This is a genomic window from Hornefia porci (assembly GCF_001940235.1).
Classification (GTDB): Bacteria; Bacillota; Clostridia; order Peptostreptococcales; family Anaerovoracaceae; genus Aminicella; species Aminicella porci.
In genome coordinates this window covers 2,520,916-2,540,094 of record NZ_MJIE01000001.1, presented here as the reverse complement: position 1 = coordinate 2,540,094, position 19,179 = coordinate 2,520,916, and the positions used below count along the sequence as shown (strand labels likewise).

The 19,179-nt window shown below is 46.8% G+C and carries 21 protein-coding genes and 1 CRISPR repeat array; all 21 genes read right to left on the bottom strand.

Annotation, left to right across the window (positions count from 1 at the left end):
• Window positions 1-90 precede the first annotated feature (90 nt).
• A complete protein-coding gene (locus BHK98_RS11775; RefSeq protein ID WP_075714447.1) occupies window positions 91-672 on the bottom strand; it encodes a DUF4230 domain-containing protein in 582 nt (193 codons plus the stop codon).
• Between the two features lie 41 nt (window positions 673-713).
• Window positions 714-1,298 (bottom strand): CatA-like O-acetyltransferase, encoded by a 585-nt coding sequence (locus tag BHK98_RS13885; protein ID WP_245796889.1) that lies wholly within the window; start codon window positions 1,296-1,298, stop codon window positions 714-716.
• A 231-nt stretch (window positions 1,299-1,529) separates the two neighbouring features.
• Entirely contained in the window at window positions 1,530-1,940 is a 411-nt protein-coding gene (locus tag BHK98_RS13875; RefSeq protein WP_075714445.1) for a hypothetical protein, read from the bottom strand.
• Between the two features lie 18 nt (window positions 1,941-1,958).
• Window positions 1,959-2,465 carry a hypothetical protein gene (locus tag BHK98_RS11755; RefSeq protein ID WP_075714443.1) on the bottom strand — a complete coding sequence of 169 codons (507 nt, stop codon included), beginning with the start codon at window positions 2,463-2,465 and terminating at the stop codon, window positions 1,959-1,961.
• A 21-nt stretch (window positions 2,466-2,486) separates the two neighbouring features.
• Window positions 2,487-3,185 (bottom strand): aspartate/glutamate racemase family protein, encoded by a 699-nt coding sequence (locus BHK98_RS11750; protein ID WP_075714441.1) that lies wholly within the window; start codon window positions 3,183-3,185, stop codon window positions 2,487-2,489.
• A gap of 56 nt (window positions 3,186-3,241) precedes the next feature.
• The gene (locus BHK98_RS11745) at window positions 3,242-3,439 is read right to left on the bottom strand and encodes a cysteine-rich KTR domain-containing protein (protein WP_075714439.1); all 198 of its coding nucleotides are present in this window, start codon (window positions 3,437-3,439) and stop codon (window positions 3,242-3,244) included.
• On the bottom strand, window positions 3,436-4,062 hold the full coding sequence (locus BHK98_RS11740; RefSeq protein ID WP_075714437.1) for a TetR/AcrR family transcriptional regulator: 627 nt from the start codon (window positions 4,060-4,062) through the stop codon (window positions 3,436-3,438). The genes BHK98_RS11745 and BHK98_RS11740 overlap by 4 nt, the downstream gene beginning before the upstream one ends.
• A 164-nt stretch (window positions 4,063-4,226) precedes the next feature.
• The gene (ltrA, locus tag BHK98_RS11735) at window positions 4,227-5,621 is read right to left on the bottom strand and encodes a group II intron reverse transcriptase/maturase (RefSeq protein WP_075714435.1); all 1,395 of its coding nucleotides are present in this window, start codon (window positions 5,619-5,621) and stop codon (window positions 4,227-4,229) included.
• A gap of 705 nt (window positions 5,622-6,326) precedes the next feature.
• Complete coding sequence (locus BHK98_RS11725; protein ID WP_465250952.1) at window positions 6,327-6,788, bottom strand: hypothetical protein; 462 nt, start codon at window positions 6,786-6,788, stop codon at window positions 6,327-6,329.
• Window positions 6,789-6,949: 161 nt separating this feature from the next.
• Window positions 6,950-7,135: a VOC family protein gene (locus BHK98_RS14220; protein ID WP_465250951.1), complete on the bottom strand. Its 186-nt coding sequence runs from the start codon at window positions 7,133-7,135 to the stop codon at window positions 6,950-6,952.
• A gap of 19 nt (window positions 7,136-7,154) precedes the next feature.
• Window positions 7,155-7,484: a methyltransferase family protein gene (locus tag BHK98_RS11715; RefSeq protein ID WP_083628270.1), complete on the bottom strand. Its 330-nt coding sequence runs from the start codon at window positions 7,482-7,484 to the stop codon at window positions 7,155-7,157.
• Between the two features lie 98 nt (window positions 7,485-7,582).
• Entirely contained in the window at window positions 7,583-8,479 is an 897-nt protein-coding gene (locus tag BHK98_RS11710; protein WP_143404587.1) for an IS3 family transposase, read from the bottom strand.
• On the bottom strand, window positions 8,457-8,765 hold the full coding sequence (locus BHK98_RS11705; RefSeq protein ID WP_075714428.1) for a transposase: 309 nt from the start codon (window positions 8,763-8,765) through the stop codon (window positions 8,457-8,459). Before BHK98_RS11705 ends, BHK98_RS11710 begins: the two co-directional genes overlap by 23 nt.
• An 81-nt stretch (window positions 8,766-8,846) precedes the next feature.
• A CRISPR array of direct repeats spans window positions 8,847-9,423; the repeat unit is 29 nt; unit sequence AGGATCACCCCCGCTCACGCGGGAACCAC.
• Between the two features lie 89 nt (window positions 9,424-9,512).
• Window positions 9,513-10,394, bottom strand: coding sequence for a type I-E CRISPR-associated endoribonuclease Cas2e (gene cas2e / locus BHK98_RS11700; RefSeq protein WP_075714426.1), 882 nt, complete (start codon window positions 10,392-10,394; stop codon window positions 9,513-9,515).
• Window positions 10,395-10,396: 2 nt separating this feature from the next.
• Window positions 10,397-11,329 (bottom strand): type I-E CRISPR-associated endonuclease Cas1e, encoded by a 933-nt coding sequence (gene cas1e, locus BHK98_RS11695; RefSeq protein WP_075714424.1) that lies wholly within the window; start codon window positions 11,327-11,329, stop codon window positions 10,397-10,399.
• An 18-nt stretch (window positions 11,330-11,347) separates the two neighbouring features.
• Window positions 11,348-11,980: a type I-E CRISPR-associated protein Cas6/Cse3/CasE gene (gene cas6e / locus BHK98_RS11690; RefSeq protein WP_075714422.1), complete on the bottom strand. Its 633-nt coding sequence runs from the start codon at window positions 11,978-11,980 to the stop codon at window positions 11,348-11,350.
• 1 nt (window position 11,981) lies between these two features.
• Window positions 11,982-12,707, bottom strand: coding sequence for a type I-E CRISPR-associated protein Cas5/CasD (cas5e, locus tag BHK98_RS11685; RefSeq protein WP_075714420.1), 726 nt, complete (start codon window positions 12,705-12,707; stop codon window positions 11,982-11,984).
• Window positions 12,708-12,723: 16 nt separating this feature from the next.
• Window positions 12,724-13,800: a type I-E CRISPR-associated protein Cas7/Cse4/CasC gene (gene cas7e / locus BHK98_RS11680; RefSeq protein ID WP_075714418.1), complete on the bottom strand. Its 1,077-nt coding sequence runs from the start codon at window positions 13,798-13,800 to the stop codon at window positions 12,724-12,726.
• 15 nt (window positions 13,801-13,815) lie between these two features.
• The gene (gene casB / locus BHK98_RS11675; RefSeq protein WP_075714417.1) at window positions 13,816-14,415 is read right to left on the bottom strand and encodes a type I-E CRISPR-associated protein Cse2/CasB; all 600 of its coding nucleotides are present in this window, start codon (window positions 14,413-14,415) and stop codon (window positions 13,816-13,818) included.
• Window positions 14,416-14,426: 11 nt separating this feature from the next.
• A complete protein-coding gene (locus BHK98_RS11670; RefSeq protein WP_075714416.1) occupies window positions 14,427-16,154 on the bottom strand; it encodes a type I-E CRISPR-associated protein Cse1/CasA in 1,728 nt (575 codons plus the stop codon).
• On the bottom strand, window positions 16,141-18,966 hold the full coding sequence (gene cas3, locus BHK98_RS11665) for a CRISPR-associated helicase Cas3' (RefSeq protein ID WP_245796887.1): 2,826 nt from the start codon (window positions 18,964-18,966) through the stop codon (window positions 16,141-16,143). The genes BHK98_RS11670 and cas3 overlap by 14 nt, the downstream gene beginning before the upstream one ends.
• Window positions 18,967-19,179 lie beyond the last annotated feature (213 nt).

Below are 19,179 nucleotides of genomic sequence, written 5' to 3'. Positions count from 1 at the left end.
CTCCTGCCATCGGTTTGTGCGCCGCGGCACTGCTGGCGAACTGCCGTCAGCAGCGCTCATTAAGTCCGACGGGGACTTAACGGGCAGACACTATTTATACTCAACTTTGATTTCCCGATCGCCTACGGAATCACGCAAAAGGCCTTTGACAAGCTGGGCGCCGTTTTTATCTGCCGCATCGGTCAATCCCGATTTCCCGGCATATTTCCTCACATCGTCTTTCGCTTCCCCGATCGCTTTGACCGTAGCATTTTTGTCTGCGCTGAGAACAGAGAAATTGGTGTCATGAAACTCAATGTCCTCAGGCTCAATATTAATCGTCTGTATTTCAGCGTGAGGGATGACTACTGTCACAGTTGAATCATCATGCGACACATCCACTTTTGAAAGATCAAACCCCGCATTCACAGTGGCCTTGTATTCAATAAGGAACTTATCTTTGTTGATGATCGGAATACGCCCCGACGATGATTCGAGCACACCCGAATAAATCAGTTTCTGCGTCGTTAGATCAGACGCGTTCTCAAGTTTCGCAGAAATCGTCGCGTCCTTTATGTCTTCAGATGCCTTTAAATATCTGAACCCTGTAACGGCCACTGCAACAACAATCACGATAACAACTGCCCATACGAGCTTTTTCAGAAAGCTCCCGGACTTTTTCTGACTTGACATATTCATTCCCTCCAATAAAATCAGATATTCTCTCGAATCCATTATAATTGCTGTTCACGAAATAGTCTATTGTTTGAACAAAAAAAATTGCACAATTGTCTGGCAAGGCAAAAGGATATTGCCTTGATTTGAACTTGGAATATTCCTCCGCTTAAAGAGTTATCCGATTTCGGATTTTGGGATGTAAAAGTTAAGAATCGCCCCTGTTTGCGTGAGAACAATGCTCTGGGCGGCGTACAGGAGAAGGAAACTGGAGTAGTACCATTTAAATGCGTTAGACGCAGGTAGTCCGTATTAAATTGCGCAAGGCTGGTGTTGAACGGCACATCACATGAGCTGACTTCTCCGGTTTTGTTCTTCACGATGGTATTTACCGCAATGCTTTCATATTGCAGTAGTTCGCGTCCTACGGGGAGCGTATAAAACTCTTTGACACCGCTTGCCGCCTTGCCGATGCACCAGCAAAGGAGCATATTGAATTTAAGATTACGCCTGCGGCTGAGCCGAAAAAGCGGCGTCACATCCAACGTTTTGAAGAAGGTCACCATCGGATTCGGCGCATTCATCCAAAGCTCATATGCTTCGGCGCGGGATGTTGTTTTTGGGTCAATGACGGTCGGCTTCATTCTGCACCTCTCGTTCAGTATTTTTTCTTGATTGATGAGTTCCATTAAGTGCCAAGGTTACGGCGTCCTCTGCGTGGATGCGTGTCGTATCAAATACGGGCAGCACGGAATCCTCCGGCTTTATCAGCAGGCCGATTTCCGTGCAGCCGAGGATGACTGCTTCTGCACCGTATGCACCTGGCTGCTGCGGATGGAGAGAAGCTGCCTTTGCGGCATAGGCTTTCGCCTCCTTTAGAGAATCATTCGTGCAATCTCCATCGTCACGATTTTCAGCACAGCGCCGCCGGACATCAGAAAGAACCAGATCTCCCGTGCCCGCTGCGTTTTGGCGATGGGCGTGGCAATCGCGGCAACGATAATAATCAGTGCACCGATGCAGCCGATGGCGGTAGGTAAGCTGACAAGCGGGAACAGCCCAGGCGCGCAGCTTCCATCAATGGCACACTGAATGGTTTTGTCCAGTCCGTCCCGTGCTGCCGCAAAGCAGCAAACAACAAGACCGAATACCAACAGGAACAGGCTTCTGCGCCCCCAATACTGGACATTTGCACGATTGATAATTGAATAGCCCATAAAGCCCAGCAGAGCAAGGAGCATCACCGTTGTAACAGTGGTGACAGTGCTTCCAAAATAAAGTTTCATAATGATTCCACCTTTCAGTTAGTTCCGAGTTCTGTACCAATCCAGCACAGAACCTAAATTGTCGATGCTTACACGGTTGCCGCTGTGGAGCATCATATCCAGCATATCATCTTCCTCCGGTGTGCGGTCAGGCTTGTTGGCAAGTCCCTTGCCAGCCGTCTTGACCATGATTTCCATCATTAGACGGTATGGGCCGTGGAGCTTTGCAACATCGAAGTTGCCTTGCAATGTAAAAATCGGGATATTCACAGGGATGCGATTCTTTTTTCGCACCACATCCGTCTGCGTTCCCGTCTGCCCCATACCCACGGCACAGACGGCACACACATGGTAGCGTTTGGCTGCCTCGGCATAACCTTTGACGGAACTTGCCATGATCCAGCCCATATAGATGACCTCTGTTCTGGGATAAACTTTCTTTTTGGCTTCTGCCAGCGAGTAGGCGGGAAGCCCTGTTTCGTGTGCCAGCAGCTTGGCATAATGCTCCGTGCTGCCGGTGTTGGTAGTATAAATGATTGCGTTCATATTGTTTGATCTCCTAATTCCTTATTTCACATCAAGCGCCATAGTCGCAGCCGCCTCCGCATGGATGCGTGTTGTGTCAAATACGGGAAGCGCAGAATCCTTCGGCTTTATCAGCAGTCCAATCTCCGTACAGCCAAGAATCACCGCTTCCGCCCCTTCATCCTTTTTCAGCCGCTTGATGATCTCGCTGTACTTTCGACGGGATGCTTCAGAAATTACGCCGAGGCACAATTCTTCATAGATCACACGGTTTACAGCTTCGATTTCCTGTTTATTGGGGTCAATGACTTCCATACCGCGTGCTATGAGCCGTGCTTTATAAAAGTCCTGCGTCATGGTGTACTTAGTCCCCAGCAGGGCAACCTTACGAATACCCTGCGCCAGCAGAGCGTCAGCCGTGACATCTGCAATGTGGAGAATGGGGATATGGAAAGCCTGCTGCAACTGCGGTGCGATCTTGTGCATGGTGTTGGAGCAGATCACGATGAAATCCGCCCCTGCCAACTCCAGTCGCTTTGCCGCATCAGTCAGCACCTCCGCACTTTTATCCCACTCACTGGATGCCTGATACTGTTCGATTTGCGCAAAATCTACGCTGTAGAGAAGAATCTTTGCTGAGTGCAATCCACCCAGCTTTACTTTGAGGGCTTCGTTGATCAGTTGATAATAGGTGACGGTGCTTTCCCAACTCATACCGCCAATCAATCCAATCGTTTTCATAATTTACTGTCCTTTCTTCCTGAAAAAGACGCAGCACCGAGCCACGAAAATCGTGATCAGCACTGCGTCTTAGCGTCTGGCTTTTTGGTTTCAATGATAAAGTTCTTTGCGTCAATAATGCTTTCGCATTTACATTTGGGGCAAAACAGCGGAAATGCTTTCAGCTCCGTTTCCCGAAGCAGTTGCAGCCGTGTTTTTGCTCCGCACACGGGACACAGTACCCATTGCTTTTCCTCTTTGCCACCATCACTCATGTTCTCGCTTCCTTCCTGTGTATGGATTCCATCTGATGAATGAAGCGGGCAATGTGGGCATCCAGCAAAGATAAGACCTGTTCCTGATCGGCTCCGCTGTCGGAAACGCTGTACAGCAGGAACATTGGCCCGTAAAATTCCAGCGCAAGGTGTCGGGCATTTTCCTCGGAATCCGTCAAGCCACGGAAAATCGTTGCCATATAGTCCACAGGGCCGGTAGCAAGATATTTCTGATAAAGATGTGCCATCTCCGAATCCCGGTACTGCTCCAGCGTCAGCATTTTGCGGAAGCGGGAAGAAAATTCTTCCTCCGTCCAATGCAGGAACTGGGCTTTGCTGTACGCACGAACCTTTTCAATCGGCGTTTTCTGATAAGCTGCCACGATCTCGGCAAGGTTGCCCTCCGGCATTTCAAACTGCTTTGCCCGTTCATAGTCCATTTCATTCATCCGTTCCACGATTCGATTCAAAATCTCCTGTTTACTGGTGTAGTGCTTGTACAGAGCAGCCTTTGTAAAACCAAGCTGCTTTGCAATATCGTTCATGGATGTTCCAAGGTAGCCCTTTTCCGCAAACAGCTCCAAGGCCGTTTCCATGATTCGCTCTTTCGTATCTCCAGCCATAATCATCCTCCTTTATAGCAGTAACCACTCGGTAACTATATTATAGTTACCGAGTGGTTACTTGTCAATACTTTTTAAGAAAAACCATATAATCGAGTAGGAGGGGGAGTTTTCCCCCCCGTCCTCTCACAGCACCGTACGTACGGTTCGCGTATACGGCGCTTTCAATAGTTGATGTGCATTCGCTGGTATGCTTCGGATAGATCATAAAATCCGATGTGTACCAGTATTTCTTTCGACAAAGCTCTGTTGACTGTGCTGGTCGCCGATGTAAACCAATACCCTCTGCGGCTGTTTGCCGTCATATAGGCATAGTATTTCGGGATTCCCAGTCTCATCAGATACTTCATCTTTGACCGCGGCCGTTTCCACATCTTCCAGATGCACATCCGGATTCGGTGGTACAGCCATCCATTGAGTTTTCCGATGCTGTTCTTCATTGCGGCTATGCCGTAATAATTTAGCCATCCGCGCATGTACACCTTGATTCTGTGCAATGCCGGAATGACGCTCTGAACCCATCTCCGGGAAGAGAGATCTTTCAGTTTAGCCTTCATCTTTCTCCACGACTTCGCATGAACGCGAACGTATATTCCGCTTCCGTTCCTTCCCAGTGCGAAGCCGAGGTACTTAAAATTTCGGATAGCGAAAACACTGGTAACTTTGCTCTTCTCTTTGTTCACGGCCAGCTTCAGCTTCCCTTCCAGATATGAAGTGCTCGTTTCCAGCAGCCGCTTTGCGGCTCTTTCGCTTCTCGACAGCAATACAATGTCATCTGCGTAGCGTACACATGGTACCCCGCGCTTCTCGAACTCTTTGTCAAACTCATCCAGATAAATGTTGGCCAGAAGCGGAGAAAGGTTTCCGCCCTGGGGCGAACCTTCCTCTGTTTCCATAACCACACCGTTCACCATCACTCCGCTCTTCAGGTACCTTTTGATGATCTGAATGACTCTCTCATCATCGATATCCTTTCTCAGCAGATTCAGAAGCCGCTCATGATTCAGCGTATCAAAGTATTTGCTGAGATCAAGACTAACCGCATAGCGGTATCCTTTCTCCGCATATTCCTTCACTCTGTTTATCGCATCCTTTGCGCTTCGTCCCGGCCGGTAGCCATAGCTTCCGTCCGAAAACTTCGGCTCGTAGATGGGCATGAGTTTCTGACTGATGGCCTGTTGGATGATACGGTCAATGACAGTTGGAATACCAAGCTTTCGTATTCCACCGTTTGGTTTCGGGATCTCGACTCTCCTCACCGGAGACGGGGTATATTTCCCACGTAATATCCTTCCAATGAGTTCATCTTTATGCTCCCGCAAGTAAGGCAGTGCCTCCTCGATGGTCATTCCATCGACACCCGGCGCTCCCCTGTTTGCCTTCACTCTCTTGTAGGCTTTATTCATATTTCTTCTGTCCAGTATCGCCTCAAGAAGTTCCGGCTCTGCACTGTCCCTTTCCTTCCATATCCGGCGGAATGAACGGCGCGCTCCTGCATACTCTTTACGTTCCGCGCTATCCCTTTGCAGGCAGCTTTCTTTCTTGTTTTCTGTGCTCAAGTTCGTTCCTCCTTTCCCGGTCGTACTCAAGACTCCTATTGATTCGGCCCTTCACGGACTGGCCCGCTACTATGGCTTCGGCTGACTTCTCACCATTCGTTGTTACTTCAAGTCTCCTTGCTGGTGAGACCTCCCCGGGTACTCACACGTTCTTTTCCTCCATCTACCTGCCGCATTTACACTGCATGATTCCGTGCAGTAATTGGACTTTGACCTGTTTAGCGGCCTTATCCTCATACAGAGCCTCATATGCGATTTCTGTTCGTCAGGCCAGAGGTTTGCCCATGGGTTAGTATTTTCCCCACATCCGGCTTCCTTCAGATTCCACCTCACGATGGACACCCTTGCCTTCGGCTGTATCCTTCCCACTGCCGGGCGGATTCGGGACTTTCACCCTTTAGAACGTGCGCTCGCCGGGCGCACTATAAAAAGTGTCAAGGGCGGTACATCTTCGACACCGCCCTTGACATCCTTATTTCTGTTTGACCGCTTTGAGCTCGATGTACCCACGATTGCCACGAGGTTCCAACTAAATACGGGGATTGCTGTCATCCCAACAGTAATCCTGCATTCTCTGTACCGCCAAAATCTGTTCTTTCATGCTGTTCACCTCCTCATTGCAAAGCTATTTTACTGTTTCTCAAAAAGGATTTCTCGACATTTCTTGCTGAGATAGGAAGTGACATTTGCATACTCACTGGACAGTCATGAAAACAACGGAATCTCACCCTCGAAATGCGCTGCCTTTTCCAGTAATGGCCCTTTTGCGCCCATGGTAAAGGCAATATCGCTGCTGCGGATTGACAGGAGCTTCATACCGGGCGTTATGTTCAGAAAGGCCATCATCCCTTCCGTTAAAGTAATCTGCCCACTTTGGGTGATCTCTGTCCAACAGTATGACCGACCTTTATAGGGAATAAAATTTCCCTGTTTTTCAGTATAGTCCCTAAGTGCCGGTGTTTCCTCCAAGATCTTTCCCAGCTTGGAGGGAAGAAGGAGTCCCCGACGTGTTACGCAAAAGCCGCCTGTGCTTTTGCTGCCGGTGAACAGATACACCTTTCCTTCCTCGGCAATGCGATACTCCGTCACGGCCTGCGTGGGGAACTGCACACTCCCATCCTCACGGATGAGAGACATCCCGAAAATGTATTTTCCGCCTTTGTTCATTTGCGGCATGAAAATCACCACCTCTCATAAGTTAGAATCTGCTTATTCGGTAAGCTCGATCTGATTACCCTCAATTCCAATTATACAGCTTTCATAGTAACCGTCACCGGTCATTCTTGGCTCGCTGGCAACAGGGTATCCGTCATCACGTAGTCTCTTCGTCAGTTCATCTGCGGCTTGGTCATGAGTTCCAGCCTTGCACCATCATCAAATGAGAGGAAATAAGAACGAAAATCAGTTACCTTGTTATGGTAGCCCTCATTCGCCGCCGCATTGAAATAATGAACAAAGAAATTCTTTGCTTTCTCTAAGTCATTCACATACATTGCAATATGCTCTATACGCATGATTCTTGCCCTCCATCAATCATGAACGCTTTCTTCCGAGATACCGAAACACCCGCTTCCGGTATTCCCGATATTCCTTACCGAATACACCGGCAAGGTACTTTTCCTCCTGCAAGATCTGCAAATGCAGCGTCACCACGGCAAATGCCGTAAAGAACCCTGTCAGCAGATTGCAGTACATCAGCAAAACGCCGAAATACATCATATCAAAACCGAGAAATTCCGGATTGCGGCTGAATCGGTAAATACCGCTTGTGACCAGCTCCGTTTTATCCTTGTCGGGTATGCCTGCTCGCCAGCTATCCTTCATGCAAAGGACGGAGAGCAGAAAAATCTGATCACCCAACATTCCAATGCAGAAGCCGGTGAAACGGGCATTTGTAGGGAGATGATTCCATCCGAATATGTGGAATTGTCAATATTTGTGCAGTCTTTAAACCCACAAAATTATGCAGCTTCTGCTAACGATTGTTCCAGACGTCTCCTGTAAGCTGCCGGCGGAAGACCATCCGGATTTGAAGTGTATATCCTTATCCGGTTGTAGTAGATAAAGACATACCTGAAGATGATTGTTTTAACTTCTTCCATCTTCATCTTGTATGTTGGAATCCTGTAGAGGAGTTCCTTCTTGAGAGTAGCGAAGAAGCTTTCCATCCTGGCGTTATCAAAGCAATGGTTCACGCCGCTGAGGCTCTGCAGAGCACCGGCATTATTGAGTTCTTCACGGAATGCTTCACTTGTATACCGGCTTCCGCGATCTGAATGGAGTATGGCTCCGTTCAAAGGAAACCTTTTGGCTGCTGCATTGAATGTATCAATGCACAGTTCCTTGCACATATTGCTTCGCATTACCAGAGAAAGTATTTCTCCGTTGAAGCAATCCATTATTGGAGATATGTATAGTTTGCCGTCACGGCATGCTATCTGAGATATATCGGTAAGCAACTTCTGATACGGCTGATCTGACCTGAAATCCTGTTTGATCAGGTTTTCCTTCCCCTGTATTTCAGTAGTTGCCCCAGTTAAGCCTTTCGGACGGCGCTTACGTTCATGGAGCCAACCATTTTCCTTCATGATTCTGGCTGTCCTGCGCTTACCAGCCTTGTAACCGCGATTTCCAAGTGCTATCTGCATTCGATCCACACCATAGTTATCGTTGTATATATTCTCATCGAGTATTTCCTGCATAACTGCCGAAAGAACAGCGTCCTTGCCGGGCTTACCGAGATTCCTTTTGAATCTGTAATAACCGGTCTCGCTCACGTTCAGGACATCGCACATAACGCTTACAGGCCATCTGCTGCTGTATTCACGAATGAACTCAAAGCGTTTCCGGGCTCTCACTTCTTCCGGCTTTGTGCGAAAAACCGAGGGCCTCCTTGAGTATATCGTTAGCTCGCCTGGTTTCCCGAAGCTCCGCTTCGAGTTCCTTAATGCGACGATCCTTTTCGCTGAGCGGTATCATTTTGTTACCACTGCCAACGAAAGATTCTTCGCCGTGAGCTTTGCGCTGGCGACGCCAGTCGGCAAGTGTGTAATACTTGATGCCGAGTTGCTCCGCAGCTGCCTTGACGCCGATTTCATCGGCCAGTTCAAGAGCCTGCAGTTTGAATTCCTTATCGTATTTCATGTCTCCACCTCCCTGATGATATATTATCATCTTTTTGTGGATTTAACGACTGCATTTAAATGGTACTACTCCACAGACTTGAGGATCACCCTCGCTCACGCGGGAACCACCTGAAATAGACCTTATAAGACTTCGATCCGCCGGGATCACCCCCGCTCACGCGGGAACCACTCCCAGATCGCAGGGGGAATCCAATCATCGCAGGATCACCCCCGCTCACGCGGGAACCACATCCACATAGGTGATGTAGTGCTTATCAACCCAGGATCACCCCCGCTCACGCGGGAACCACTATCGTGTCTGCCTTTGATGGTTCCAATTTTGAGGATCACCCCCGCTCACGCGGGAACCACCTTGTACTTCATCTTCATTGCCTTCGCGACGGAGGATCACCCCCGCTCACGCGGGAACCACTGCAGATATCCAACGCCGGCAACGTCTTTGCCAGGATCACCCCCGCTCACGCGGGAACCACGCAAAGTTGTACCGGTGATCGACCACTGTTTTGGGATCACCCCCGCTCACGCGGGAACCACGATGGCATGAGGATGATCTTGCAGGACGCGTCAGGATCACCCCCGCTCACGCGGGAACCACTCTGTTGCTTGCCGTAATCATTCCGTCAGGATAGGATCACCCCCGCTCACGCGGGAACCACAGCAAAAAATCCTTTAAAAATACCGGCTTTTCACCAGTCATCGACCTGTTTTTATTCACTTTCCGCGGCGTCAGTTTATTACGATCCGACTAATTCTTTTCGTTCATCGCATTGTATAACTGATTTATCAATTTCGCATCTTCCAGTGCCCTGTGTCGTACCACCTTATCTATCCCATATTCCTTCAGTGTGGTGTCCAGTTTGTAATTTGTCTGGAACATGTTGCGTTTTTTTGCTTCACGCATCAGATCAGAAGTCTTATTATGTATTGGCGGAAGAGAAGCATTTGAAAGAGCCTTGTTAAGAAATGTGATATCGAATCTTATGTTATAACCGATCAGTTCTGACTTCCCGATAAACTCTCTGAATTCTGCAATGCATCGCTCGAGTTCCACACCATCTGAAGAAAGTTCAGAGCTAGTTATACCTGTTAGTTTTTCAATTGTGTTTGGAATTTTTTCTTTTATCTTGATAAGTTCGTGAAACACCTCCTCCTCTTCTCCCATTAACTTAATTGCCCCGATTTCAATTATCTTATCTTTTTCAACGTCAAGTCCCGTAGTTTCAATATCCAGAAAAACAAGCTCTGTTTGCTGATGCTCTGCTTCCGGTCTGACAACACGTCTTGCTCTATGTATCTTACTTGCATTGCTGAATCCGGCAGTTTTATCTTTTCCTTGCGTCTCACTCTCTTTAGACGGTAACAGGACCAGCGGAATTCCATCATAATCAACTACCCGTCTTTCCGCGTTGATCGTCTGGAATGAATAGCCAATTTCGTTTCGGAAGGCAAAACTCATAGTTGCCTCTCCGTCTCCAACAGTGTCTGTAATCCTTTGCCATAGAGCCTCTCTGACTCTTGAATTAAAATTGCCCACATAGACTCCAGTGGCGATTTCCTGCATCCATCTCGTCAAATCACCACGGAGTGAATTCGGGACTTTTTTCAAAGTAATTACTGTAAAAGGCATTTTCAGACCTCACTGTAATTGACCCCGTATTTTATCGTTCCCTCTTTGTCATCCCAGAGGTTCAACGGATCAACAATAATTTGCTCATCTTCCTGGGCGCCGATGCCGATTAAGAATTGAATATCGCGTACTATTCGTGCAAAAGTTTTACCGTCGGAAAAAGCATCACGAACGTTTTGACGAGCAATTCTTCCAACATCGTCTCCTGGTTCATACTCTGACGCGATCCGGAATGCGATAGGAATCGTAATCTCCGCTTTATAAAGGTCCGCAATATCATAGACAAAAGAAAGATCATGTCCTGTGTGCACGAACCCCAGTCCGGAAGCCATTCCCAAAGCCGACACAGCACTGTAAGCCAGACCGTATAGAGCAACATTTGCAGAGGATAGTGCCTGGTTGACTGGATCGCCACCCTGGTAATCTTCCGGATCATATTTTCTACCGTCCCATCGCACACCATACTCTTGAGATATTCTCCGATATAATCTACGAATACGCGCTCCTTCCTTTGCTCTGAGCTGCTGCATTGTCAGTTCAGAGACATCTTCCTCTGGAAATCGCATTTGATACATCGACCTCGCCACTTGGAGCCGAGTACGAGTATTACTGACAAGCTTTGCCTGCTTTTCAAGGAATCTGGATGTGCGCGAAAGGCTTCTTCCGTGAGCATACTGACGTATACCATGCTCACCCACCCAGGCAACACTTGTCCCCGTATCTCCCAGGAGTTCCATTGCCCTGTGGCTAATATCAGTGCCCGGTCCCAGCAGAAGAATACCTATCATAGCAGCCGGAATACGCACTATTCCTCTGTTTTCAGCCACTGTGACCGCACCATCGTTTCTATTTATCCTCGCATGTTCAACGTATATAAAGGTTACCCTGTCGGATGCCCTTGGCAACTGCGGCAGTTTTGTCTTTGCATAGGCCATTTTTCTTCAATCCTCATTTTATAAAGGTATAACAGTCATCAATCCAAAGCCATATGCTTTTTTCTTTCCTATTCCTTTTGTCAGAGTATTGTAAAACAGTTCCTCATCTGTCACTTTCAGTATTCCTTCATACGTCGCTTTGCTCAGACGCATCAATCTCTGTCCTTTTTTCCTGAACGGCTCCCAACTTCTCTCCACGATCTGATATTCCTCAGGCATCAGCTTGAAGCCCAGTCTCTCGGCTCTGGACTCCAGAAAGGCAAGCTGCTGTTCCGCCGTGATTTCAGGCATGAGCCTTCCTCTTTTCCCTTCTCCCTGGGAAACAGCCCTCACCGGGTTAAGAGTAACCCTGAATCTGTAAAGCCTTCCCTCGCTTATCGAACCGAGGAATTTATCATAGCATTTGGTTTCAGCACTTCCAGGAACGCCATACTTTTCCATGGCACCAAGATCCGGTTTATCCTCACTGACTATGAGCAGATAAATGTGATCTCTGATCCTATCTATTCTCCACAATTTTCGTGTTCGGATTTCCTGACCGACCTCATCCGGAAAGCTCATCTCCACCCAGTTATGATATGCACCCAAGTGGGTCAGATCCTTTATTTTTCTTCTGTTCAGAACATCTATTTCGACTTGAGATAAATACATATCATTCCTCTCCTATGGCGGCAAAAGCATCATGTTCTTCCCTGCTATCCGGAGCGTTCGCCCCTTCTGAAAAAGCATCTATAACGATGTGTGCTTCTCTTCTTGGATTAAACTTCCTTCCTCTTCTCTGGGAAAAGGAACTCGCTTCATCATTTCTGATGCGAGAAGGAGCATCTGACAGCAGGACTGCGTCAGCGTAAATATGGATCTTCTTGTGAGGCTTCCTCTTATACCATTCAGCAGCCTGCCATGGATATTTCTTCAAGGCAGTTATCGGATCTCCGTCAATGATTCCCTGGAAAAGATCCGCTGTTGGAGGAAGAGCTCTCCGTCCCAGGAACGGCTGAAAATACGGTATTTTCACGGCATTCTCCACAGTTTTTATCAATTCATCATCATCGCTGCTCAAAGCTACCAGAAACACTGCATCCTCAAGGCAGTATCTGTTAGTGACATATGTGTGACCAGATCTCCCATCAGGCTTATCTTTTTTCACCGTATGATAGTCCCTTAATATCTGTCCAGGTTGATCTACTCTTACGGCAAATTTCAGCTCGTTCAGCTTTTTTAATGTTTCATCGTCATTCCTGCCGCATCCAAGACCAGCAGCTATCATTCCAATCACTCCGCTTTTTGACGGGTGATCATCCGTATGCCTCGTATTAAAATGGGAATCAGTTCCCCAGGCCTGAAGCGGCCCGGAAATCTTAAGTATTATGGCCTTCATGTATTTTACCTTCTTTCTAAAGAAGTTCCTCTGCTCTTTTCCCGAACTCATCCAGAAGGTCGTACAAGTTGCCTTCTTCTTCAGCCCATTCAGGAAGAGAGATATCATCATCCATCGTCACGATAAGAGAGCATACAGGCTTTCTTACGAATTTTTCCACTTTCTTTTCCTCTTCCAGAAGACGCACAATGGATGGTTCCGCATTACCGCCCTTGGTTTTTACAGGATTTTCGAACGCAGTCACCAGGCTTACAGGCCTGTCCTGACGAATGTTTACCATCAGAAGTTGCGGAAGAGTCTGATTTGCGAATGTATTCGACTTTCCTGTCGGCATAGAATTAGCGAACGCTTCGATGAACAGCTTTGCCGTGTCGATGGCCTTTTCCTTGTCTCCAAGCTGGTCCATGAGGTTATGAACTGCTACGTTGGCATATCTATACAAAGTAGAAGAATTGAATTCTATGTTTCCAAGCATGGCAGCTCCGGACTGGTCTTCCGGTCTCAGATCATCCACCGCATTGTAGTAATCGAACTCCGTTTGTACGCCGTGAGTAGAAATGGCATGCGCCACTTGAGCGGCCGCATCCTCGTTCAGTGTCTTGCTGTCTGCAACCATCCTTCCGAAAAGTGCAATATCTATCGCCGGTTCGCTGCTGAGCATCCGAGACAACTTATCTTTGTCTTTTTCTCCTGAGATTGCCGCTTCAGCCAGGTTCTCCGCCTGCTTGCTTCCGATAAAGAACAGAGCCTTTGTAACGCCTTTTGTGAGGGAGAGTCCTGCGAGTTTAAGTATATTCTCTGCCATTTTGAATGCTTTTTCTTCGCTTATAGAAGGATCCTTCTCCATGATAAAATCAGCTACATATTTAGTAACATGTACTGTCCTTACTCCCATGTCCTTTCCCATTTCATCTAGAAAGTAAGTTCTCATTGCCCTCTTCCAGGACTGAGAACTTACCCTTGCCCTGGTAACTCCTCCGTAAACTGCTGTCTTAGGGCTTCCGGTATCATCCCTGTTGACGTTTGACGGCGGAAGGATCTGGATAGCGTGAATATCAAGGAAAAAGCGGTTCTCGTTTCTGTTAGTGTTCATAAAATTGTCTCCTTATTACTCTTCGTTATTAGTTTTATCTTCTGAATTTCCTCTATCTGTATTCTTAGCTCTGCTCCTGTAGTAGTCTCTGGCCCAGTTCAAACTGACCTGCCTGTTATTACCCATCTGATACCAGAAAAGGTCCTCGGCAAGTTTCGGGTAATTCACTTTGAAATTTCCCTTGGACTTTCCCAATTTGAAAAGGTGTTTCATGTGCTGGAAAAATTCGTTATAGGATGAGGAATTTATCATGGCACTGAACCTTCTGTCCAGTGATGCGGAATCATCGGTCCTCAGCGCCGATAGAGAGGCTCCCATGTTTCTAGTATCCTTGTCGTTTTCCACCTTTGAGGAGCCCTGCTGCCCGAGGGCATACAGCTGCAAAGTGTTGTAGATGGCTTTTTCCTCGTAAGTTGGAGTGCCGCTCCCCATGAACTCATCCGGCATAAAGGGAATGATCACAGGCCACACATTAGAAGCATCCTCATATTCTTTTCCAAGGGAATTCCTCAGCACAGCCAGTATCCCGGATACGTTCTTATTTTCACTCTGCTTATCCAGGGCGGAGATAAAGTTCCTGACGACCTGATAAACGGTCGGTTTATTATCTTTCATGTTTCGCCTCCTCACAAGATCTTGTTCAGTTTTCGTATAAACAGGTTGTATTCTGTAGTGATGTTCATTGTTCTGCCGTTTTTCTTGATGCCTTTCATATCTCTTGTAGAGCAATTTTCAAATACGAACTCCGCCTCCGCTGTCAGTATCTTTTTCAGGTATGAATACCAGTCCCCGATTTTATCGTCTTTACTCATTCCCGGCTCTATGGAAGCAAGCCAGGACTTGAATTCTAGGTCCAACTGACTGTAGATTTCTTCGGCCCTGTCCACCGCCCTTTTTCTACAGATATCATCCTTGAGTCCTCTTATCTCATAGATGTGCCTGAAATAAAGTTCGTATTCGGATATAGCTGCTTTGGTGGTTTCCACCGCATCGGCTATTCTCGTTATCCATCCGTCAGTAGCTTGGTCTGTCAGTATAAGGTCATTGACCTGGAAGCTATCATAAACTTCATCCACAGGTGTCAGCGAAGCCTGCTGCCCGTTATCAATAAGACCAATTCCTTCTATATCCGTCCACCGTTCGCCGCTTGCCTGTGACAGAAGCTCGTACTGGTCAAATATCCTCGGCCGAATGTGCTTTTCCTTACCGTCAGAAAATGAAGGCAGCACAACCGCTCCGAACGACCTCCACAGCGACTTTTCCGCCTTGTGTCTTGCTGGACGGAACACGCCTTTGTATTTCCCAGAATCGTGATATTTCCATACGGTCATAGGTTCTATCGATCTGCTATTTTTGGTTATTCCTGGCAGCTTGATGGCACTGACCGATACCGGACCATCCATATCCATGTCAGGCTTTATGCTGAGCGCTCTGCTCCAGTTCGTGTACAGTTCGGCATAATTATCTATGAATATCTCATCACATATTTTTCTGACGTTATCAATGCCGCTTTTCTCCCAGCATGGCCTCTGGATGTATCCGATGAATCCTTCCACAGGTATCACCGGGATGTAGTTCAGAACGAGCGTTTCGTGAAGATCCTTTCCCTTCAGATAAACTCCTCCTATCTCGTATAGCCATCCGCTTGCTGTGCTCTGCTTTACGCCGTTTACCTCTCTGACAAGGCTTGCCTTGTCTCCTGTTCCGGCATATTCCTGATATGTTATAAGCCATCTTGCGAATTCTGATTCAGACATCAGATCCTTTGTCGATGTATTGTCGGTTTTCTTTCCAATCACTTCCCCGATCACAGGAGCGAAGAACGCCTTGACGTGTTCGCTTTCAGATATTGTCCTGTTCAGGTTTTTCCCCATCACGGAAGTCGAATCATCATTATTGCATTCTTTTATGAGCACTTTCATTTCTTCCGGATCCACCTGATAGAAGGGATTCTTGTCACTGAAGAGGAAGAACCTGTCCTTCTGCTTTTCAAGATACTCATTTACTATTTCGGGGAAGAAATCCATTGAATACAGTTTGAACCAATTTCCCTTGGCCGCCTCTGCGTATTCTTCAATATCATCTTCATTCACATTTTCAGTCTGAACATATCTGTCATCCAGAGAAATACCGGAAAGTGGATCTCCGTTGACATCGAACCTTGAGAAAACGGTATGGATCACGGCGAGGATCATTCTCATTACCGCAAAATTCTGGATCTCCATTTCCCCTGAAAGGCATCTGTATTTCCCCGTATTTATAAAGAGTTCCGACAGAGATATTTCCCTTATCTCGTCGCTTTCCTTTTCCATCACCGCTATCCACGGCTCGCTTACAAGATTAAATCTTTTCATCTATTACCTCTTTGACCTCTCTAAGTCCGTACTCGTTATCATATTTAAGTTCTGTTCCATTCAGATCAAACGTCCCATCCTCATCGAAGATAATTCCGAGCTCCCCTTTGAGCCACGGTTCTTTCTGCCACTCGGAAAGACTTTTCCTGTTATAATCCTCGAGCCACTTTATCTCATGGGATATTCCCTGCTTTCTTATGATGTGGCCTGGGATGCGAATGGTCTGTCCGGCAAGGTCTTTTGATATTCTTGTTTCGGAGATCCTTCCTGAGACATCCACGTTATCTTTAAATGTCCCGTACCCGTTTCCAGTCTTCTTTACCGCTATCACTTCTATGGTCTCCTGGATGTCCCTGACCTGTGCCGCCGCTGTTTCTTCGGTCTCTGAAATATCCATTTCTCTGAGCCATCCAATTAAAGTCTTGTTCGGATTCGGATGATCTATCTTGAATTGTTGAGCCTTGCTTTTCTTTTCCTCTATTTCGATTTGCTGCTTTCTCTTTGCTTCTTCGTATTTTTCCTTTAGAGAACCGTCCAACTTCAGGTCCTCATCCCCGTAAACTTCCTGTATCAAGACCGGGATATCGGATGGAACCCGGATGGTATCCGGCAGAAAATGCTGAGTACGTATCAGGAAATACTTTCCGTAAACCATTTCTGATCCGCGGGCGAACTTAAATTCCTGATTCGTTCCCATTACATAAAGAACAGGTTCTTTCAGTTTCTCCGGGCGGTCAATATCGTGCCTATGAAGTCTTCCAGCCCGCTGAAGCAGAAGGTCTACAGGGCACAGATCTGAAACCATCACGTCGAAGTCGATATCGAGGGACTGCTCTATTACCTGCGTTCCAATGACTATCTTCATTTCAGGACGTTTTCCGTTCTTCCCTATCTCATTTATTAGATCTGATTCTTTTCTCACTCTATCCGCCGCTATGTAAGACGAATGGAGTATTTCCACGGTATTGCTACCGAATCTGTCCTTACATTTCTTTCCAATTTCCTGGGCTCTTTTTACCGTGTTGACTACTATCCCGACAACTCCTCCCTCTGCCAGGAGATTCGAGACCGTTTCAAGAAGGTCATCATTGTCCAGTTTCCTGATATGAATTTCCTTGTTTTCTCCTTCCCTGAAATCATCCTTTACCAGAACATTCTGTCCGTCGGTGTAGGTTATGAGCGGATAACTGTTTGCAGAAACTTCGGGAAATCTCATATCACTTTTTTTCATTCCCGTTCCCCTAAGATATGTTTCAATGAATGCTTCACGTTTCTCAGGCGGAAGAGTTGCCGAAACGAGTATCACAGGAACTCCATACACACCCATCCATCTAATTGCTTCTTCCAGGTACTGCTGCATGTAAGCATCATATGCGTGCACTTCATCAACAATCACTACCTTTTTACTGAATCCGAGATGTCTCAATGCAAGATGCTTCTGCTTAAGCGCCAAAAGTAGAAATCCGTCTACAGTTCCTACGACAAAATCATCTAGCATGGCCTTTTTTCTTCCGGAGAACCACTCGTTAATATAAACATTCTCGTCGTGTGATCCGTCGGTATTGACCTGGTCCGCATGCTTCCGGAGCCTGTTCATATCTTCGTTCAAAGCCGCTTTTCCGTGGGAAAGTCTGAGAGATTGAAAGGCATCATGATACTTTGCGAGACTGCCTAGCCATTCTTCAATTCTGCTGAACATTCCGTTAGATGTTGCCTGGGTGGGGAGCCCAAAGAATAGTCCGCTACATCCTGTCTTTGTCATCATCAGTTCTGTCACCGCAAGAGCAGCTTCCGTCTTTCCCTCTCCCATAGGCGCTTCCAGAATCATGATTCCGGGCTTTCTGATCGATTCTGTTGTTTCGTATACTGCCTTCTGAAACTCTCTTGGGGCAAATCCAAATCTATCAATAAATAGCTGATCTTTCCCCGGATATGAGTCTGTTTGAAGAGGAGTATCCCCAGCCCATTTACTTATACCCATCCGAAGGCGGTTTTCAGGATTTTCCGTTATTTCTCTATCTATATTTATCAACGGAAAATAATCGGAGTTGCTCGCTATCCAGTCGGCCATGATAATAAGGCCTTCATATATAACCTGCACGGGTTCCGGGATCTTCGGAAGATCATCTTTATCAGAAAAGCCGTTTTCACGCAGCGCCCATTCAAATGTCTCCTTCTGAGCGGCTAACCACAAAGCACGGACCGAACTTCGTAAATCATTGGACTGAAAATAATTTGCTTCATATTCACTCTGATTCAATATATCCCGGAGACTGTCGACTGGTTTTCCGTGATGTCCTCCGATAATAGAGCCTATATCGTCACCAATCCCGAATTTTTTCAGAAGATATTCTCCAGCGAGAGAATGTGGAGAACAACCCGCATACCGCAGATTGACGGTGGATATTCCTGAAAGTCCTGCTCTTTCCAGCTTTTCCTTCAGTTCATCATCAAGTGTTTTTGAATTGCTGAACCCTTTTTTTGTCTGAAATGCCGGAGTGGCTTTTCCAAGGTCGTGTATCCCTCCCAGAAATGAGGCTAGATCACTTGCAAGGTCAGGGGTTACTGCCTCCCTGTTTCCCATGCCTTTGAGGCCTTTTCTGCACAGTTCCCGCTGACTATCACTGAGCCAGTGTTCAAAAAGCCATCTGGACACATCCATAGTATCTTTCAGATGGACCATCAGAGGCAGCCAGAAAAAAATCCCATTTTTCTCCTCTTTTTTTGCCCATAACGACATAACATGCTTATCCACAATTCTCAATATTATCTCCGCCCTGCTCTGATTTACCGCAGTTTTAAACTCACTCAACCGATACCCTTTAAAGGAGATCTATTCATATTATACGTTATTTTCAAATAATTGGCAATTAGAATACAAGGGTTTACCGTGCCGGAGCTTTTACATGGTATTTATTTACCATATATTCGTTCAAAAAGTCGCCTGTTCGGAAAATCGTCGTAAACTCATCGGAAAATCAACGAAACGTTCTCTGGCTAAGCTATCAGCGCGAAGCGCTATGTA

Bases quoted from the DNA above. Each gene is read 5' to 3' on its own strand.
- BHK98_RS14220 (WP_465250951.1), bottom strand. From the start codon at position 7,135: ATGCGTATAGAGCATATTGCAATGTATGTGAATGACTTAGAGAAAGCA.
- BHK98_RS11705 (WP_075714428.1), bottom strand. From the start codon at position 8,765: ATGAAATACGATAAGGAATTCAAACTGCAGGCTCTTGAACTGGCCGAT.
- cas5e (WP_075714420.1), bottom strand. From the start codon at position 12,707: ATGAAGGCCATAATACTTAAGATTTCCGGGCCGCTTCAGGCCTGGGGA.
- BHK98_RS11745 (WP_075714439.1), bottom strand. From the start codon at position 3,439: ATGAGTGATGGTGGCAAAGAGGAAAAGCAATGGGTACTGTGTCCCGTG.
- cas1e (WP_075714424.1), bottom strand. From the start codon at position 11,329: ATGGCCTATGCAAAGACAAAACTGCCGCAGTTGCCAAGGGCATCCGAC.
- BHK98_RS11750 (WP_075714441.1), bottom strand. From the start codon at position 3,185: ATGAAAACGATTGGATTGATTGGCGGTATGAGTTGGGAAAGCACCGTC.
- cas6e (WP_075714422.1), bottom strand. From the start codon at position 11,980: ATGTATTTATCTCAAGTCGAAATAGATGTTCTGAACAGAAGAAAAATA.
- BHK98_RS13885 (WP_245796889.1), bottom strand. From the start codon at position 1,298: ATGAAGCCGACCGTCATTGACCCAAAAACAACATCCCGCGCCGAAGCA.
- casB (WP_075714417.1), bottom strand. From the start codon at position 14,415: ATGAAAGATAATAAACCGACCGTTTATCAGGTCGTCAGGAACTTTATC.
- BHK98_RS11755 (WP_075714443.1), bottom strand. From the start codon at position 2,465: ATGAACGCAATCATTTATACTACCAACACCGGCAGCACGGAGCATTAT.
- cas7e (WP_075714418.1), bottom strand. From the start codon at position 13,800: ATGAACACTAACAGAAACGAGAACCGCTTTTTCCTTGATATTCACGCT.
- cas2e (WP_075714426.1), bottom strand. From the start codon at position 10,394: ATGCCTTTTACAGTAATTACTTTGAAAAAAGTCCCGAATTCACTCCGT.
- BHK98_RS11715 (WP_083628270.1), bottom strand. From the start codon at position 7,484: ATGTTGGGTGATCAGATTTTTCTGCTCTCCGTCCTTTGCATGAAGGAT.
- BHK98_RS13875 (WP_075714445.1), bottom strand. From the start codon at position 1,940: ATGAAACTTTATTTTGGAAGCACTGTCACCACTGTTACAACGGTGATG.
- BHK98_RS11670 (WP_075714416.1), bottom strand. From the start codon at position 16,154: ATGAAAAGATTTAATCTTGTAAGCGAGCCGTGGATAGCGGTGATGGAA.
- BHK98_RS11775 (WP_075714447.1), bottom strand. From the start codon at position 672: ATGTCAAGTCAGAAAAAGTCCGGGAGCTTTCTGAAAAAGCTCGTATGG.
- BHK98_RS11740 (WP_075714437.1), bottom strand. From the start codon at position 4,062: ATGGCTGGAGATACGAAAGAGCGAATCATGGAAACGGCCTTGGAGCTG.
- BHK98_RS11725 (WP_465250952.1), bottom strand. From the start codon at position 6,788: ATGAACAAAGGCGGAAAATACATTTTCGGGATGTCTCTCATCCGTGAG.